The sequence below is a fragment of the Streptomyces sp. NPDC005533 genome (assembly GCF_042871845.1).
Lineage (GTDB): Bacteria > Actinomycetota > Actinomycetes > Streptomycetales > Streptomycetaceae > Streptomyces.
In genome coordinates, this window is the sequence record NZ_JBIAJH010000016.1 from 67,533 (window position 1) to 82,172 (window position 14,640).

Sequence of the window (14,640 nt, forward strand, 5' to 3'; positions counted from 1 at the left end):
GACCGGTCTTACCGCCGGATGCCGCTCCGGCGCGCAGTCGGACGGGCCGTCAGGCGCGTCCGGCCGTCTTCTGGGTCTTGCGGGAGACCGAGTCGATCACCACGGTGGTCAGCAGCACCGCACCGGTGATCATGTACTGGATCGGCGTCGCGATGCCTTCCAGTGCCAGACCGTACTGGATCGAGACGATGACCATGACGCCGAGGAGGGCGTTCCAGGTCCGGCCCCGGCCGCCGAAGAGGCTGGTGCCACCGATGACGGCCGCCGCGATGACGTTCATCAGCAGGTCGCCGGCGCCGGCGCTCTGGTTGGCCGCCGCGATCTTGGAGGCCCAGAACAGACCGCCGATGGCGGCGAAGGTGCCGGAGATCGCGAAGACCGTGATCCGGATCCGGGTGACGTTGATGCCCGCACGGCGGGAGGCCTCGACGCTGCCGCCCAGTGCGAAAACGTTTCGCCCGAACGTCGTGCGGCGCAGCAGGAAGTCCGTGACGACCAGCGCCAGCAGGAACAGCACCACCGCGAGCGGCAGGCCCTTGTACTGGTTGAACAGCACGGCGGGACCGAAGGTGCACAGCGCGAGCAGGCCGGTGCGCAGCAGGATCTCGGCGAGCGGCCGGGAGGGCATCCCGGCGGCGTCACGGCGCTTCGCGTCGAAGAAGGCCGCGAGGAAGTAGCCGACCACCGCGAGCGCGGCCAGCCCGTAAGCGACGGCCACGTCCGAGAAGAAGTACGTGGTCAGCTGGCCGACCACGCCGTCGGAGTCGATGTTGATCGTGCCGTTGCTGCCGAGGATCTGCAGCATCGCGCCGAGCCAGAAGAGCAGGCCCGACAGGGTGACGGCGAAGGCCGGGGCGCCGATCCTGGCGAAGAAGAAGCCGTGGATCGAGCCGATCACGGCGCCGCCCGCCACGGCCGCCAGGATCGCCAGCCATTCGTTCACGCCGTGGGTGACGGCGAGGACGGCGACGACCGCGCCCGAGACACCGCTGACCGAGCCGACCGAGAGGTCGATCTCGCCGAGCAGCAGCACGAAGATGATGCCGATGGCGATCATGCCGGTGCCGGTCATGGTGATCGCGATGTTGGTGAGGTTCTCCGGGGAGAGGAAGTTCGAGTTCAGCCCCTGGAAGATGGACCAGATGACGATCAGGCCGATGACCACCGGCAGGGAACCCAGGTCGCCGGCCTTCATCTTGCGCTTGAACTCGCCCACGTATCCGGCGAGGCCCTGCTCCCTGACGAGGAGGCGGGGGTCCACGGCCGGGATCGCGTCGTGGGCCGCCGCCGGGTTGACCGGGTCGACGTGCTCCTGACCGGCGGGGCCCTTGCCCAGGGGATCGGTGGCGGGGTTCTGGGTGCTCACTTGCCGGCCTCCGAGGTGCGGGCCGCCCGGCGGGTCACGGCGTTGTCCGTGGCACCGGTGATGGCGGAGATGATCTCTTCCTGCGAGGTGTCGGCGACGTTGAAGACACCGTTGTTGCGGCCGAGCCGCAGGACCGCCACCTTGTCGGCGACGGCCTTCACATCGGCCATGTTGTGGCTGATGAGGATGACGGCGTGGCCGCGCTCGCGCAGCCGCTCCACCAGGTCGAGCACCTGTGCGGTCTGCTCGACGCCGAGCGCGGCGGTGGGCTCGTCGAGGATGACGAGCTGGGGCTCGCCCAGCATGGAGCGGGCGATCGCCACGGTCTGGCGCTGACCGCCGGAGAGCGAGGCGATGGGGATACGGACGCTGGGGATCCGGATGGACAGGGTGGTCAGGAGCTCGCGGGCGCGCCGCTCCATCTCCACCTCGTCGAGGACGCCGTAGCGCTTGAGCTCGCGGCCGAGGAAGAGGTTGCCGACGACATCGATGTTGTCGCACAGCGCCAGGTCCTGGTAGACCGTCGCGATGCCCAGGTTCTGGGCGTCATGGGGCTTGCCGATGGAGACCGGCCGGCCCTCCCACTCGATGACACCTTCATCGATGGGGTGCACGCCGGCGATCGTCTTGACCAGCGTGGACTTTCCGGCACCGTTGTCGCCGACGAGGGCGACCACTTCACCGGAGTGGATCTCGAGTTCTACGTCGGTCAGGGCCTGAACGGCGCCGAACCGCTTCGAGACCCCTCGCAACGCCAGCACGGGCGCAGCGGACACATGAACCATCTCCTTCGCCGCCTGACCGGCGGGGATGTCGTGCAAAAGAGCAGGAGCGGGGCGAATGGGGGGGAGGATCGTTTCTGCCCGGCGCCCCGCCGCGTGGCGGGGATGAGGTGGGCGGGGCGCCGGTCAGGCACGGGGGCCGCCTCGCGAGGAGGCGGCGGAGGCCGCTACTTCAGGCCGGCCGCGGCGCAGGCCGCCGCGTACTTGTCGGTGCAGATCTCGGCGGCCGAGTAGACGCCGTCCTTGACGACGGTGTCGTTGATGTTGGCCTTGGTCAGCGAGACGACGGGGATCAACACGGAGGCGACGCCCTTGGTGGTCGGGCTGTCGACGGTGGAGGTGGTGACTCCGTCGAGCTTCTCGCCCTTGGCGAGGGCGACGGCCATCTTCGCGGCGGCCTCGGCCTCGGGGGCGTACGGCTTGTAGACGCTCATGAACTGCTCGCCAGCGACGATGCGCTGCACACCGGCGAGTTCGGCGTCCTGGCCGGTGACCGGCGGCAGGGGGGAGACGCCGGCGGCCTTGAGGGCGGTGATGATGCCGCCCGCCATGCCGTCGTTGGCGGAGTAGACGCCGATGACCTTGTCCTTGCCGAGCGCGGACAGCGCGGCCGCCATGTTGGTGTTGGCGTTCTCCGGCTTCCACTCGACGGTGTCGTACTCCTTGCCGACGTTCACCTTGCCGTCGAGGACGGAGTGCGCGCCGGACTTGAAGAGCTTGGCGTTCGGGTCGGTGACCGAACCGTTCATCATGACGATCTGGCCGTCCTTGGCCTTGTCGCCCAGCGCCTCCAGCAGCGCCTTGCCCTGGACCTTGCCGACCTCTTCGTTGTCGAAGGAGGTGTACGCGTCGATCGGGCCCTCGGCCAGACGGTCGTAGGCGATGACCGGGATGCCGGCGTCCTTCGCCTTCTTGACCGAGCCGGCGATGGCCTTCGAGTCCACCGCGTCGACGATCAGGACGTCCACCTTGTTGGTGATCATCGTGTCGACCTGGGAGTTCTGCGTGGTCGCGTCCTGCTTGGCGTTGGCGTAGACGACCTTGCCCTTGCCGCCGGTGAGCTCGGCGACCTTCTTCTCGATCAGCGGCTTGTCGAACTTCTCGTAACGCGCGGTCTGGTTCTCCGGCAGGAGCAGACCGACCGTGATCGCGTCGCCCTTGGCAGCGCCGGAGGACTCCTTCGTCGTGTCGCCGGCTTCCTTCGCACTGCCACAAGCGGCGAGCGAAACGGCCATGGCACCGGCGGCAACAGCTACGGCGGCTCTGCGCATACGCGTGTTCATTACTTGAACCTCCCTGACGAGGCCGCAGCACTGCGGCCGAGGTGGATGTGAGTCAACCCCGGCCGCGTTTTGCCGTCAAGGAGTGAATCCTTAACGAGATGACAACGGTGCCATCCGTTATCTACCTGAAGGCAAGACGGCGGGAGCTCGCACTCCACTTCCATGATCTGACAAAAGCGTCGAATCGCCCATCTCGCTGAGTACGAGCGCCAGCGCGCCCAGCACCTCGGCCCGTCCCCCGAGGGACCCGGTCAGCACCGACAATTGCCGTGCCGCGCTGGGAATCGCGTACCTCCCCACTGATTCACGGATGGGGGCCAGGACGAGTTCACCGGCCTCCGCGAGCGAGCCGCCCAGCACCACGCGGCTGGGGTTCAGGAGGTTGCACAGGCTGGCCACGCCGCTGCCGATGTGGCGGCCCACGTCCGTGATCACGCGGCGGCAGCCCGGATCCCCGTCCCGGGCCAGTTCGACCACCCGCTCCATCGTCAACTCCGGTCCGTGCGTGCCCTGGAGCAGCGGCAGGACGTACCGGGCGGCGGTGAAGGTCTCCAGGCAGCCGCGGTTGCCGCAGCGGCAGACCGGGCCCGATTCGTCCAGCGTGATGTGCCCGATCTCGCCCGCCGTGCCCCCCGGTCCGCGGTAGATCTGGCCGTTGATGACCAGGCCGGCACCGACGCCGCTGGCCACCTTGATGTAGGCCAGGTCCTTTACTCCCCGCCCGCTCCCCCAAACGAGCTCACCGAGGGCGCCGAGGTTCGCGTCGTTGTCCACGTACACCGGCACGCCGAGGCGCTGCGAGAGCTCCTGGCGGGGGTTGATCCCCGCCCATCCCGGCAGGATCGCGGTCGAGCCCAGGGTCCCGGACTCCACGTCGATCGGGCCGGGCACGCCGAGACCGACGCCGATGACCTTCTCCAGCCCGACCCCGATGTCCGTGATCAGCCGCCCGACCAGGGCCTCCGCCCGGTTGAAGCCGTCCGCCCAGGAGGCGTCGACGTCGAGCGGCTCGGACTCCTCGGCCAGCACCTGGTGGGCCAGGTTCCCCACCGCCACCCGCAGGTGGGTGTGACCGAAGTCGACGCCGATGACGATCCCGGCGTCACCGCTGAGCGAGACGCTGCGCGCGCGCCGGCCGCCCGCCGAGGTGTCGGTGACCTCGACGGTCCCGCCGTCCTTCAGTTCCCGGACGATGTTGGAGACCGTGGCCGCCGACAGTCCGGTGGTGCGGGCGATCTCCGCCTGGGTCAGCGATCCCGCGAGCCGCACCGCCCGCACGACCCGTTCGAGATTCGCGCGATGCAGCGAGGACTGCGATCCGGGAGTCTGCACGACTCATCCACTCCTGCCCATAAGCGACGGCGAGCCGTCGCCCCCCGGCCGGGACACGTCGCGGTTTCGCGCTCCGAGACCCCGGCGTCTCTCCAACTTGTGAACCTTAAGTCGAGCCTTTGCGCATCCACACGTCAAGAGGCTGACACGACACGAAACGGCCGTACTGGCCTAAAGGGGGAGGGAACCGGCCCCCTGGATCGTGCTACGGTCGCTGAGGCGCCGGTCCTCTGCGGCCTTCCCGGCCGGATCGGGCGCCTCGTCATGACAGCGCTACGCGAGGAGGTGTTCGGGATGAGTCCCGATCGAAGTCCTTGCCGCGCTCTCCTCGGCTGACCTGTTGATCAGCTGACGCCCGCCCGAGTGCGCACGGCCGCGGTTCATCGCTGTCCCGTGCGCGGTCGCGTTTCTTTCCATTCTCTTCCTTCCGCGCGCCCCGGCAGCTCCGCCGGGCGCGCTCCCCCCGGGTTCCCCCACGGCTGTCGCCGAGGCGTGCCCCGGGGCCGCTCCCACCATGCCCACCGGCGCCCTCCGCGGCCTTCCCTGCCGCCTTGCGCCGATATGTGATCACTCCACGTGACCGCGCGGCTGCGCGCTGCCCGGACACCGTGGAGGGAGGTATTCGTCATGACCATGCTCACCCCCCGTACCCCGACCAAGCTCGCACCGCCGGGCCGGTCCCGCCGCAAGCGCAAGAGCGCCGAGCTGGAGTCCCGTACCCGGCTCGTCGGCGAGCGCCTCGCCGAGACGAGCGCCCGCCCGGTCGTCCACGTCCTCCAGGCGGTGGACGCCTCCCCCGACGGCCTCACCCACGCCGAGGCGGCGCTGCGCCTGGAGCGCCACGGTCCCAACGTCGTCGCCCAGGAGCGCGCCCCGCGCTGGTACGTCCAGCTGGCGAAGGCCTTCCGGAACCCCTTCATCGCCGTCCTGGTCTTCCTGGCCGCGGTCATGTACTGGCAGGACCCCGCGGACCCGGGTGTCGTCATCCTCTCCGCGATGGTGGGGATCAGCGGGCTGCTGCGCTTCTGGCAGGAGTACCGCTCGGGCCGCGCCGCCGACGCGCTGAAGGAGCTCGTCACCACCACCTGCGCGGTGCGGCGCCGGGCCGGCAGCGGTTCCGGGCCCACCACCGTCGAGGTGCCGATGGACCGGGTGGTCCCGGGCGACGTCGTCAGGCTGGCCGCCGGCGACCTGGCCCCGGCCGACCTCCGGCTGATCAGCGCGAAGGACCTGATGGTCGGCCAGGCCGCCCTCTCCGGCGAGTCCCTGCCCGTCGCCAAGGCCGATACGGGCGTCCGCGGCGAGGACCTCGGCGGGCTGCCCGCCACCGACCCGGTCGAGGCCGACAACCTGGTGCTGATGGGGACCTCGGTCACCTCCGGCACCGCCACCGGCGTCGTCGTCGCCACCGGCTCCGACACCTACTTCGGCTCGATGGCCGGCTCGCTGGTGGGCGAGCGCCCGCAGACCACCTTCGACACCGGCGTGCGCAAGGTCAGCTTCCTGCTGATCCGCTTCATGCTGGTCATGGTCCCGGTCGTCTTCATGGTCAACGGCTTCACCAAGGGCGACTGGGAAGAGGCCTTCCTCTTCGGCGTCGCCGTCGCCGTCGGCCTGACCCCCGAGATGCTGCCCATGGTCGTCTCCGCCAACCTGGCGCGCGGCGCGGTCGCCCTGTCCAGGCGCAAGGTGGTCGTCAAGCGGCTGGGCGCGATCCAGAACCTGGGCGCGATGGACGTGCTCTGCACGGACAAGACCGGCACCCTCACCGAGGACCGGATCGTCCTGGACCGCTACCTGGACGTGCACGGCAACGAGGACGACGAGGTCCTGGAGTACGGCTACCTCAACGCGCGCTTCCAGACGGGTCTGCGCAACCTCATGGACCAGGCGGTCATCGACCGCGTCGACGAGGCCGAGGAGGTTGTCGTCGACGCACGGTTCTCGATGGTCGACGAGATCCCCTTCGACTTCGCCCGGCGCCGGATGTCCGTGGTCCTGGGCCGGAACAGCGTGGTGGGCGACCCCGGCCGCACCGAGCACGTCATGATCACCAAGGGTGCCGTGGAGGAGGTCCTGGACCTCTGCACGCACATGACCGACCGCGGCACGCAGGTCGAGCTGACCGAACAGCTGCGGTGGCACGTCACCCGGATCGCGGAGGACAACAACCGCCGGGGCCTGCGGGTCCTCGCCGTCGCCACCCGCACCGTCGGCACTCCGCGCGACGCCTACACGGTCGCCGACGAGGACGGGCTGACCCTGGTCGGCTTCCTCGCCTTCCTCGACCCGCCGAAGGCCGACGCCGGGCGCGCGCTCCGGGGCCTCGCCGACAAGGGCATCGCCGTCAAGGTGGTCACCGGCGACAACGACCTCGTGGCCGCCCGGGTGTGCGCCGACGTCGGCATCGAGGTCGGGCACGTGGTGCTCGGCAGCGAGATCGACGGCCTCGACGAGGCGGGGCTGCGCGCGCTGGCCGCCCGTACGACGGTCTTCGCCAAGGTGAATCCGGTCCAGAAGGCCCGGATCGTCCGGGCGCTGCAAGCCGACGGCCACACGGTCGGCTTCCTCGGCGACGGCATCAACGACGCCGCCGCGCTGCGCGACGCCGACGTCGGCATCTCGGTGGACACCGCCGTCGACATCGCCAAGGAGTCGGCGGACATCATCCTGCTGGAGAAGGACCTGACCGTCCTGGAGCAGGGCGTCCTCCAGGGCCGCACCACCTTCGGCAACACGATCAAGTACATCAAGATGACGGCGTCCTCGAACTTCGGCAACGTCTTCTCGGTCCTGGTGGCCAGCGCCTTCATCCCCTTCCAGCCGATGCTCGCGATCATGCTGCTGGTGCAGAACCTGGTCTACGACATCGCGCAGCTGGCGACCCCGTGGGACCGGATGGACGAGGAGTACCTGCGCAAGCCCCGCAACTGGGACGCCAAGGGCATCGGCCGCTTCATGCTCGCCATCGGCCCGGTCAGCTCGGTCTTCGACATCGCGATGTTCCTGGTCATGTGGCACGTCTTCGGGGCCGACAGCGAGGCGAACCAGGCCCTCTTCCAGTCCGGCTGGTTCATCGAGGGCCTGCTCTCGCAGACCCTGATCGTCCACATGATCCGCACCCGGAAGATCCCCTTCATCCAGTCCCGCGCCTCGTGGCCGGTGATGGTGACGACGGTCCTCGCGGTGCTGACGGGGCTGTGGCTGCCCTTCTCCCCGCTGGCTCCCACGCTCGGCTTCGTGGCCCTGCCGGCGAGCTACTTCCCGTGGCTGGTCGGCGTGCTGCTCGCGTACTGCACCCTCACCCAGCTCGTGAAGACCTGGTACATCCGCACGTTCGGCACCTGGCTCTGAGCGGACGACGAGCCGATGACCAGCGGGTGGATCACGGCCGGTCATCCGGCCGCGTGACCTACTTCAGGGTGGCGGAGGTCAGGCCGGCCTGGATCTGGCGCTGGAAGGAGAGGTAGACCACCAGCATCGGGATCATCGCGATCGTCACGCCGGCGAACAGCACCGGCAGGTCGGTCTCGTACCCCTGCTGTTGCTGGAGCTGGATCAGGCCCTGGGTGAGCAGGTAGCGCTCGGGGTCCGATCCCGTCTGGGGCTGCATCAGCACGGAGGGCAGGATGTACTGGTTCCACTGGCCCAGGACGTTGAAGATCCCGACGCTGATCAGGCCCGGCTTGGCCATCGGCACCATCACCTGGAAGAAGATCCGGGTGTCGGAGGCGCCGTCGATCACCGCCGCCTCGTGCACCGCCGTCGGCAGCGTGCGGAAGAACGAGTGCATGAAGAAGACGGTGAACGGCATCGAGTAGGCGACGTACACGAGGATCAGGCCCTGGTACGTGTTCAGCATGTCGAAGCGCTTGACCATGAAGAACAGCGGGACCAGCGCGAGGAAGACGGGGAACATCGCCCCGCTGACGAAGAAGTAGTAGATGAACCGGTTCCCCGGGAAGGGGTAGCGGGCCAGGACGTACGCCGCCATCGAGCCGAGCAGCATCGTCAGCGGGACCGAGAACGCCATCACGAGCAGCGTGTGGGCGAAGTAGTCGCCGATGCCCTTGTCCCAGGCCCGGCCGAAGGCGTCGACGTTCCAGTTGGCGGGCCAGCTGAGGGCCGAGCCGCCGATCTGCGCGTCGGTCTTGAAGGAGCCGAGCGCCAGCCAGATCAGGGGCAGGACGATCAGTACGGCCCAGACGGCGAGGAAGCCGTGCGAGAAGACGTTGAGGACGGTGCCCTCGGAGCCCTTCGCGCCCCGTTCCCCGCTCGGGCCGGCTCCCCCGGACCGCTCCGCTGCCTTTTCGCCCGGAGCCTTGATCACTGTGGTCATGAGGGTCTCCCGCTCAGAACTCGATGCGCTCGCGGCGGGTGGCGCGCAGCGTGATGACGGAAAGGATCATGGTGAGGACGAGCATGACCACGCCCATGGCGCAGGCGTAGCCGCTCTTGCCGAAGTAGAGGAAGTTCCTCATCAGCACCGTGGCCATGACCTCGCTGTGGTGGTCGGGGCCGCCGCCGAACTGGCCGGAGGTCATGGTCGACACGAGGACGAACATGTCCATCGCGGCGATGCCCAGGTAGACCGCGGAGGTCTGTACGGAGTCCCACAGCAGGGGCAGCGTGACCTTGAAGAAGGTCTGCGCGCGCCCCGCCCCGTCGAGCAGGGCGGCCTCGTAGATGTCCTTGGGTACGGACTGCATGGCCGCCGAGAAGAGCACGAGGTAGAAGCCGACGCCGTGCCAGACGACCACGAGGAGCAGGCACCACAGAACGAGCCTCGGCTCGTTGAGCCATTCGATGGGGTGCAGCCGGTCGACCAGGCCCAGCTTGATGAGGACGCCGTTGAGCAGGCCGCCCTCGTCGGTGCGGTACACGGCCCCGAAGAGCACCGCGAGGATGGCGAGGGAGAGCACCTGCGGGAAGAAGTAGACGATCTTGTAGAAGCCCGATCCCCGCACGCCCTGCACGCCGCCGGCCCCGCCCCGCCCGCCCGCGTTCACCATGAAGGCGAAGAAGAGGGCCAGCAGGATGGTGACCGTCGGGACGAACACCAGGAGCAGCAGGTTGTGCCACAGGGCGCTGCGGAAGACCTCGTCCTTCATCAGGGCCGTGTAGTTGTCCACCCCGACGAAGTCGAAGGTCGGCGACTGGCCCGTCCAGTTGGTGAAGGAGTAGCCGAACGTCTGTACGTACGGCCAGATGACGAAGGTCAGGTACAGCGCGAGGGGTGCGAGGAGGAAGCCGGCGATGAAGCCGCCCCGTCCCCTGCCCTGGGCTACTTGGCTCATGGTGTCCGTCCCTGGTGTGCCGGTGACCGGTGGGGCGTGCGATCAGCTGCGACGGTTGTTCTTGGCGTTCGGGTCCTGCGCCGCCTTGTTCACCGCAGCCTGAGCCCGCTTGATCCACTCCTTCGGCTGAATCCGCTTGGCCATCAGTTCATTGGACGCGTCCTGGATGGCCGTGTCCATCTCGCTGTACCAGTCGGGGTAAAGGTAGTTGAAGGTGTTCGTCCCCGCCGCCTTGAGAGCGGTCACCGCGGACTGGGTGCCCGGCCGCAGCTTGACGCCCGGGTCCACGCCGTCCTTGACCACGGTGAGCGAGTTGGCCTGCTGGGCGAAGATCGTCGACCACTCGCGGGAGAGCATCGAACGGATGAACTCCAGGCCGGCGGCCTTGTTGGCCGCCTTCTCCGGAACGATGAAGGGCTCGCCGGCGCCGGCCCGGATGGCCTCGAAGGGCAGCTTGCTGTCGGCCAGCAGCGGGACCGGCAGGAACTGCATGTCGAAGTCGTCCGGCGTCTGCTTCAGCTGCTCGTTCTCCAGCCAGGAGCCGGAGGGGATGAAGGCCGCCTTGTACTGGTTCCACGCGGTCTGGGACTCGGTGTGCGTGAGGCCGTTGGTGCCCGGCAGCAGCAGGTCCTTCTCGACCACCTCGTAGACCGCCTCGACGGCGGCGAGGGCGGCCGCACTGCCCTCGAAGGCGTTCGGCTCCAGGTTGTCGATCGCCTTCATGGCGTCCAGACCGCCCTTCTTGGCGATCAGGTCCATGATGACGACGTTGATGTAGTACGGGAACTTGCCCTGGTGGGCGAGTCCGCCGATGCCGGCCTCCTTGGCCTTCGCGCAGACCGCGAGGAACTCGTCCCAGGTCTTGGGCGGCGTCCAGCCCTTCTCCTTGAAGAGCTTGCCGGAGTACCAGAAGCCGAAGACGGTGTAGACGTAGTTCAAGGAGACGAACTTGCCGCCCTGCGTGCCCTGTTCGACGGTGCCGGCGATCAGCAGGTCGCGGACCTTCTTGCTCGGGTCGTCGAGCGAGGGGGCGTCGAGCACCGGTGTGAGGTCGGCGAGCTGGTTGCTCTTGAAGAGCACGTCCAGCTTGATCTTCTGGGCGCCGGAGTCGTCGACGACGTCCGGCGGGTTCCCGCCGTTGAAGCGCGTCTGGAGCTTTCCGGTGATCTCCTGGGTGCCGAGGTGGGAGCTGGTGGTGCCCCACTTCTTGTCGAAGGCGGCCTCCCAGGCCTTCGCGTAGTCGTCACCGAATCCGCCCTTGAAGACGACGACGTCGAGCTTGCCGCCCTTGGCGACGCCGAAGGGGTTCTCCTTGGTCACCGCGGCCTTGTCCGGCCCCTTCGTCGTGCCCTCACCCCCGGAGGCGCAGGCGGACAGGAAGCTCATCGTGGGCACCGAGATCAGTCCCAGCGCTGCGGAGCGCTTGATCAGGTCACGGCGGCCGAGGCCCTCACCAGTGGATCCCATGCTCATGTCCTCGCCTTCGTCAGGAGTGTGAAGGAGGCCGGAAAACACGACGGCACCGCACATACGGACATCACCGCAGGTCCCCGCCATCCCCCGGTCCGGTGCCGCTCAGTGTCGCGACGATCCGGACGGGCACAGGTATAGTCCACTTCCGCTCGTGTGAGCAAGATCATGCACACGGTTGCCTGTCAGCTTTTCCGAGTTGAGACCTCCCCGAAACCTGGCCCCGGCCGGAAAAGGCCGAAGGGCCGTACCCCCTTAACGGGGATACGGCCCTTTGGTGCCGCTACGGTGCTCAGCCTCGGATGAGGTTCCGGAGCACGTACTGCATGATGCCGCCGTTGCGGTAGTAGTCCGCCTCACCCGGCGTGTCGATGCGAACGACCGCGTCGAACTCCACACCGGTGTCGGTGGTGACCTTGACGGTGCGCGGGGTGGTGCCGTTGTTCAGCTCCTCCACACCGGTGAAGGCGAAGGTCTCCTCGCCGGTGAGGCCCAGGGAGGCGGCGGTGGCGCCCTCCGGGAACTGCAGGGGCAGGACGCCCATGCCGATCAGGTTGGAGCGGTGGATGCGCTCGTAGGACTCGGCGATGACGGCCTTGACGCCGAGCAGCGCGGTGCCCTTGGCGGCCCAGTCGCGGGAGGAGCCGGAGCCGTACTCCTTGCCCGCCAGGATGACCAGCGGGATGCCGGCGGCCTGGTAGTTCTGCGAGGCGTCGTAGATGAACGCGACCGGCGCGCCCTCGACGGTGAAGTCGCGGGTGAAGCCGCCCTCGGTGCCCGGCGCGATCTGGTTGCGCAGGCGGATGTTGGCGAAGGTACCGCGGATCATGACCTCGTGGTTGCCGCGGCGGGAACCGTACGAGTTGAAGTCGCGGCGCTCGACGCCGTGCTCGGTGAGGTACTTGCCGGCCGGGGTGTCGGCCTTGATCGCACCGGCCGGGGAGATGTGGTCGGTGGTGACCGAGTCGCCCAGCTTCGCCAGCACGCGCGCGCCGGCGATGTCGGAGACCGGGGTGGTCTCCATCGTCATGCCCTCGAAGTAGGGGGGCTTGCGCACGTAGGTGGACTGCGGGTCCCACTCGAAGGTGTTGCCGGTGGGGATGGACAGCGCCTGCCACTGGGCGTCGCCCGCGAAGACGTCCTGGTAGGACTTGGAGAACATGTCCTCGCCGATGGCGTTCGCCACGACGTCGTTGACCTCGGCCTCGGAGGGCCAGATGTCCGCGAGGAAGACCGGCTTGCCCTCGGTGTCGGTGCCGATGGCCTCCGTCGTGATGTCCACCTTCATGGAGCCCGCGATGGCGTACGCGACGACCAGCGGCGGGGAGGCCAGGTAGTTCATCTTGACGTCGGGGTTGATCCGGCCCTCGAAGTTGCGGTTGCCGGAGAGCACCGAGGTGACCGCGAGGTCGTGCTCGTTGATCGCCTTCGAGATCTCCTCGTCCAGCGGACCGGAGTTGCCGATGCAGGTGGTGCAGCCGTACCCGACGAGGTTGAAGCCCATCTTGTCGAGGTACGGGGTCAGGCCGGCCTTGTCGAAGTAGTCGGTGACGACCTTCGAGCCCGGGGCCAGGGTGGTCTTGACCCACGGCTTGCGGGACAGGCCCTTCTCGACCGCCTTCTTGGCCACGAGCGCCGCGGCGACCATGACGTAGGGGTTCGAGGTGTTGGTGCACGAGGTGATCGCGGCGACGGTGACGGCGCCGTGGTCGATCTCGAAGGAGGAGCCGTCGGCCAGGGTGACCAGGGTGGGCTTCGACGGGGCGCCGTTCGGGTGGTTCGCCGGGGCGTCGGAGGCCGGGAAGGACTCGATGCCCGCCTCGTCCACGTCGTCGACGTAGTTGCGTACGTCCTGGGCGAACTGCTCGGCGGCGTTGGCGAGGACGATGCGGTCCTGCGGGCGCTTCGGGCCGGCGATGGAGGGGACGACCGTGGAGAGGTCGAGCTCCAGCTTCTCGGAGAAGTCCGGCTCGGCGGCCGGGTCCAGCCACAGGCCCTGCTCCTTGGCGTACGCCTCGACGAGCGCGACCTGCTGGGCGTCGCGGCCGGTCAGGCGCAGGTACTTCAGGGTCTCGTCGTCGATCGGGAAGATCGCGGCGGTGGAGCCGAACTCCGGCGACATGTTGCCGATGGTGGCGCGGTTCGCCAGCGAGGTGGCGGCGACGCCCTCACCGTAGAACTCGACGAACTTGCCGACGACGCCGTGCTTGCGCAGCATCTCGGTGATGGTGAGCACCAGGTCGGTGGCGGTGGTGCCGGTGGGCAGCTCGCCGGTCAGCTTGAAGCCCACGACGCGCGGGATCAGCATGGAGACCGGCTGGCCGAGCATCGCGGCCTCGGCCTCGATGCCGCCGACGCCCCAGCCGAGCACGCCCAGGCCGTTGACCATGGTGGTGTGCGAGTCGGTGCCGACGAGGGTGTCGGGGTACGCCTGGCCGTTTCGGACCATGACCGTGCGGGCCAGGTGCTCGATGTTGACCTGGTGGACGATGCCGGTGCCCGGGGGGACGACCTTGAAGTCGTCGAAGGCGGTCTGGCCCCAGCGCAGGAACTGGTAGCGCTCCTTGTTGCGGCCGTACTCCAGCTCGACGTTCTGCGCGAAGGCGTCCTTCGTGCCGAACTTGTCGGCGATGACCGAGTGGTCGATGACCATCTCGGCGGGCGAGAGCGGGTTGATCTTCGCCGGGTCGCCGCCGAGGGCCTTCACGGCCTCACGCATGGTGGCGAGGTCCACGACGCAGGGGACGCCGGTGAAGTCCTGCATGATCACGCGAGCCGGCGTGAACTGGATCTCCTCGCTGGGCTGGGCCTGCGAGTCCCAGTTCCCGAGCGACCGGATGTGGTCGGCGGTGATGTTCGCGCCGTCCTCGGTACGGAGCAGGTTCTCCAGCAGGACCTTCAGGCTGTAGGGAAGGCGGGCGGAGCCCTCGACCTTGTCCAGCTTGAAGATCTCGTACGACTCGTCGCCCACCTGCAGCGTGCTGCGGGCGTCGAAGCTGTTCGCCGACACGACAGTCTCCTTCATGCATGAATTCGCGCGTATAACCGCATCCTGCCGCCACGCCCCTTGGCCAATCCGCTAAGGTAGGGCTAAGTTAGGTAACCCTTAC

Annotated in this window: 9 protein-coding genes; 1 reads left to right on the forward strand and 8 read right to left on the reverse strand. The window is 68.3% G+C overall.

Annotation, left to right across the window (positions count from 1 at the left end; genetic code table 11):
• Positions 1 to 49: 49 nt before the first annotated feature.
• The 4 genes from ACFYP3_RS18285 to ACFYP3_RS18300 all read right to left on the reverse strand — a co-directional run bounded on the left by ACFYP3_RS18285 (position 50) and on the right by ACFYP3_RS18300 (position 4,763).
• Positions 50 to 1,336 carry a sugar ABC transporter permease gene (locus ACFYP3_RS18285; protein WP_388833404.1) on the reverse strand — a complete coding sequence of 429 codons (1,287 nt, stop codon included), beginning with the start codon at positions 1,334 to 1,336 and terminating at the stop codon, positions 50 to 52.
• A gap of 26 nt (positions 1,337 to 1,362) precedes the next feature.
• On the reverse strand, positions 1,363 to 2,151 hold the full coding sequence (locus ACFYP3_RS18290) for an ATP-binding cassette domain-containing protein (RefSeq protein ID WP_030713496.1): 789 nt from the start codon (positions 2,149 to 2,151) through the stop codon (positions 1,363 to 1,365).
• Positions 2,152 to 2,315: 164 nt separating this feature from the next.
• Positions 2,316 to 3,431 carry a sugar ABC transporter substrate-binding protein gene (locus ACFYP3_RS18295; RefSeq protein ID WP_030713494.1) on the reverse strand — a complete coding sequence of 372 codons (1,116 nt, stop codon included), beginning with the start codon at positions 3,429 to 3,431 and terminating at the stop codon, positions 2,316 to 2,318.
• Between the two features lie 117 nt (positions 3,432 to 3,548).
• Positions 3,549 to 4,763, reverse strand: a complete 1,215-nt coding sequence (locus ACFYP3_RS18300) for an ROK family protein (RefSeq protein WP_376612551.1) — start codon at positions 4,761 to 4,763, stop codon at positions 3,549 to 3,551.
• 627 nt (positions 4,764 to 5,390) lie between these two features.
• Between ACFYP3_RS18300 and mgtA the strand changes: the two genes are divergently transcribed.
• Positions 5,391 to 8,117, forward strand: coding sequence for a magnesium-translocating P-type ATPase (mgtA, locus tag ACFYP3_RS18305; RefSeq protein ID WP_388833186.1), 2,727 nt, complete (start codon positions 5,391 to 5,393; stop codon positions 8,115 to 8,117).
• Between the two features lie 58 nt (positions 8,118 to 8,175).
• Here mgtA and ACFYP3_RS18310 read toward each other — a convergent pair whose 3' ends face one another.
• The 4 genes from ACFYP3_RS18310 to acnA all read right to left on the reverse strand — a co-directional run bounded on the left by ACFYP3_RS18310 (position 8,176) and on the right by acnA (position 14,540).
• The gene (locus ACFYP3_RS18310) at positions 8,176 to 9,102 is read right to left on the reverse strand and encodes a carbohydrate ABC transporter permease (protein WP_388833189.1); all 927 of its coding nucleotides are present in this window, start codon (positions 9,100 to 9,102) and stop codon (positions 8,176 to 8,178) included.
• A 13-nt stretch (positions 9,103 to 9,115) separates the two neighbouring features.
• A complete protein-coding gene (locus tag ACFYP3_RS18315) occupies positions 9,116 to 10,060 on the reverse strand; it encodes a carbohydrate ABC transporter permease (RefSeq protein ID WP_388833192.1) in 945 nt (314 codons plus the stop codon).
• A gap of 42 nt (positions 10,061 to 10,102) precedes the next feature.
• Positions 10,103 to 11,527: an N-acetylglucosamine/diacetylchitobiose ABC transporter substrate-binding protein gene (gene ngcE / locus ACFYP3_RS18320; protein ID WP_388833195.1), complete on the reverse strand. Its 1,425-nt coding sequence runs from the start codon at positions 11,525 to 11,527 to the stop codon at positions 10,103 to 10,105.
• A 295-nt stretch (positions 11,528 to 11,822) separates the two neighbouring features.
• Entirely contained in the window at positions 11,823 to 14,540 is a 2,718-nt protein-coding gene (gene acnA, locus ACFYP3_RS18325; RefSeq protein ID WP_388833198.1) for an aconitate hydratase AcnA, read from the reverse strand.
• Positions 14,541 to 14,640: the final 100 nt, after the last annotated feature.